Annotated in this window: 2 protein-coding genes; one reads left to right on the top strand and one right to left on the bottom strand. The window is 63.6% G+C overall.

Going from position 1 to position 2675, the window contains the following annotated elements:
- Positions 1 to 1161, bottom strand: a 1161-nt coding sequence (locus tag H5T60_13910; protein MBC7243527.1) for a DegT/DnrJ/EryC1/StrS family aminotransferase, incomplete at its 3' end; no start/stop codon positions are given.
- 251 nt (positions 1162 to 1412) lie between these two features.
- On the opposite strand from H5T60_13910, the gene dnaN reads away from it, so the two are divergent.
- Positions 1413 to 2570: a DNA polymerase III subunit beta gene (gene dnaN / locus H5T60_13905; GenBank protein MBC7243526.1), complete on the top strand. Its 1158-nt coding sequence runs from the start codon at positions 1413 to 1415 to the stop codon at positions 2568 to 2570.
- Positions 2571 to 2675: the final 105 nt, after the last annotated feature.

Below are 2675 nucleotides of genomic sequence, written 5' to 3'. Positions count from 1 at the left end.
GGCTTCGCATACCATGTCCACTTCTTGCTCGCGCATGACGCCGGAGAAGGGCAGGGCCAGGCAGGTTTGCCCCAGCTCCTCGGTCACCGGAAAGTCTCCCTCCTCGTAGCCGAAGCGCTGGCGGTAGAAGGGCTGGAGGTGGATGGGGCTGAAGTACGGCCGGCTGGGGATGCCCATCTCTTCCAGGCGGGCCAGGACGGTGTTGCGGTCCGCCGGCGGCATGATGCGCACGACGTAGACGAACCAGCTCATGCGCGTTGTGGTGGGAGCGACATAGGGTGTGGCGATCCAGGGGATATCCGCCAGCCGCTCGCGGTACCAGTCTGCCACCTGCTGGCGTTTGTCCAGCAGTTCGTCCAGCCGGCGCAGTTGGGAAAGCCCCAATGCGGCGCTCATCTCGTCCAGCCGGTAGTTGTAGCCCAGCCGACTGTGGTTCAGCCAGGCATCGAACACATCGCGCCCCTGGTTGCGGAGGGAGCGGAACAGCGCGTCCCAGTCCTCGCGGTCGGTGACGATGATACCGCCTTCGCCCGTGGTCATCTGCTTGTTGGGGTAGAAGGCGAAGACGCCGGCATCCCCCAGGGTCCCCGCCATGCGGGACTTATAGCGCGCCCCGATGGCCTCACAGGCATCCTCGATGATGGTCAGGTTGTGCCGGCGGGCGAGGGAGATGAGCGGGTCCATATCCGCCGGCTGTCCGAAGGCATGCACCGGCAGGATGGCGCGCAGTTTGCCCAGCCGCACGCCGGCGGCCCCCCGCAGGGCCGGCGGAAGCCAGCGGCGCGTCGCGCTCCCGCCGGCCAGCAGGGCCTCCACCGCTTCCTGGGCCTGCACCGGGTCTATATTGCCGGTCTGTCGGTTCACATCCACGAAGACCGGGATGCCGCGTTCATACAGGATGCAGTTGGCCGAGGCCACAAAGGAGAAGGGGGTGGTGATGACGAGGTCATGTTCCGTCACGCCGGCGGCGATGACCGCCAGATGCAGGCCGGCGGTGCCGCTGTTCACCGCTACGGCAAAGCGGCTTCCCACATATTCCGCCATGGCCTGCTCAAAGGCGGCCAGGCGCGGCCCCAGGCTCAAATAGGGGGTCTGCAGGACCTCCAGGACCGCCTGGCGGTCGTCATCGTTCAGGTCGGGGCTGGACATGGGTACGCGCATGGGTGCACTCCTTCAGGGTGCGTCCCCGCAGTGTCGTGCATGCGGGAATGGGAAGGTGCGATGGTAACGCCGGCGGCATTATACCACACTTGGGCGGAGACAGCATACGGGCGGGGTGAACAAGTCTGTGGGCTCGTGTCCTTTCCATAACGCTTTCGCTCTTGTCAAGAGCGGCGTTTTCGTGTATACTGCGAATGTGGCCTGTCTCCATCGGTTTTCAATTCGCCATCTTCTCACTAAGGAGTGGTGCGGTGAAAGTTTCCTGCCTGCAAGACCGTCTCGCCAAAGGGCTTTCCATCGTCAGCCGCGCGGTGACCAGCAGAGTCCTGCCCGTCCTCTCCAACGTCTTGATTGCGGCGGATGACGCGCGCTTGAAGCTAGCCGCTACCAACCTGGAGATCGGCATCACCTGCTGGATCGGTGGAAAGGTAGAGGAGGAGGGGGCGACGACCGTGCCGGCGCGCCTGCTCACGGAGTTCGTCAACTCCTTGCCCCGCGATGCCAAGATCGATATGTCGCTGGATGTCCGCACCCAGACCCTCAACCTGCGCTGTGCTCAGCACGACGCGCGCATTAAGGGCATGGACGCCAGCGAGTTCCCGGTCATCCCCACCGGCGACGGAGCGCAGCCGATTCCTGTCCCTGCCGAGGCGTTCCGCCATATGCTGGAGCAGGTGCTTTTCGCCGCCGCCACCGATGAGACCCGCCCCATCCTCACCGGTGTGCTCACCGAACTGCGCGGCAATACCCTGACCCTGGCCGCCGCCGATGGTTTCCGCCTGGCGATGCGGGAATACACCCTTGGCCGGCCGGTGCCGGAGCCGATCAGCATTATTGTGCCGGCACGCGCCTACAACGAACTTGGTCGCGTCATCAGCCAGGTCGAGATGGAAGAGGATGCCGATCTCGACATCATCATCACGCCGCCTCAGAACCAGATCCTGTTCCAGCTTCATAACGCCGATCCCAACGTGGACTTTGTCTCACAGCTTATCGAGGGCAATTTCCCCGATGTGCGCGCTATCATCCCTACCACCTGCAACACGCGCGTCATTATAGATACGCAGGTTCTTTTGGGGGCACTGCGGGTGGCCTACCTGTTCGCTCGCGATTCGGCCAACATCGTGCGCCTGAACATCACGCCGGGCGGTGAGGTGGGCGCCGGCAATCTCCAGATCACCGCTTCCTCCCCTGAGCAGGGCGACGACGTCAGCATTCTGGAGGCCAGCGTGGAGGGCGACCCCATCGAAATCGCCTTCAATGTGCGCTATCTGATCGATGCCGTCTCCGCCATTCATGAGCCGGAGGTCGTGCTGGAGACCACCGCACCATCTCGCCCCGGCGTCATCCGCCCCAACGGGAATCCCCAGTACGTGTGCGTGATCATGCCTATGCACATCGGCCGCTAGTAACCGGGCGACAGACGCCGACTGCTAAAGGGACTACTCGGCCCCTTTCCTGTGCTTGCAGGGAAGGGGCCATTTGACATTTCCTCCCGCCGGCCTATAATAATT

It is taken from the genome of Anaerolineae bacterium (assembly GCA_014360855.1).
In the GTDB taxonomy this organism is placed as follows: domain Bacteria; phylum Chloroflexota; class Anaerolineae; order JACIWP01; family JACIWP01; genus JACIWP01.
Note: the sequence above shows the minus strand (reverse complement) of the source record. Positions and strands in the feature narration are given on the sequence as shown.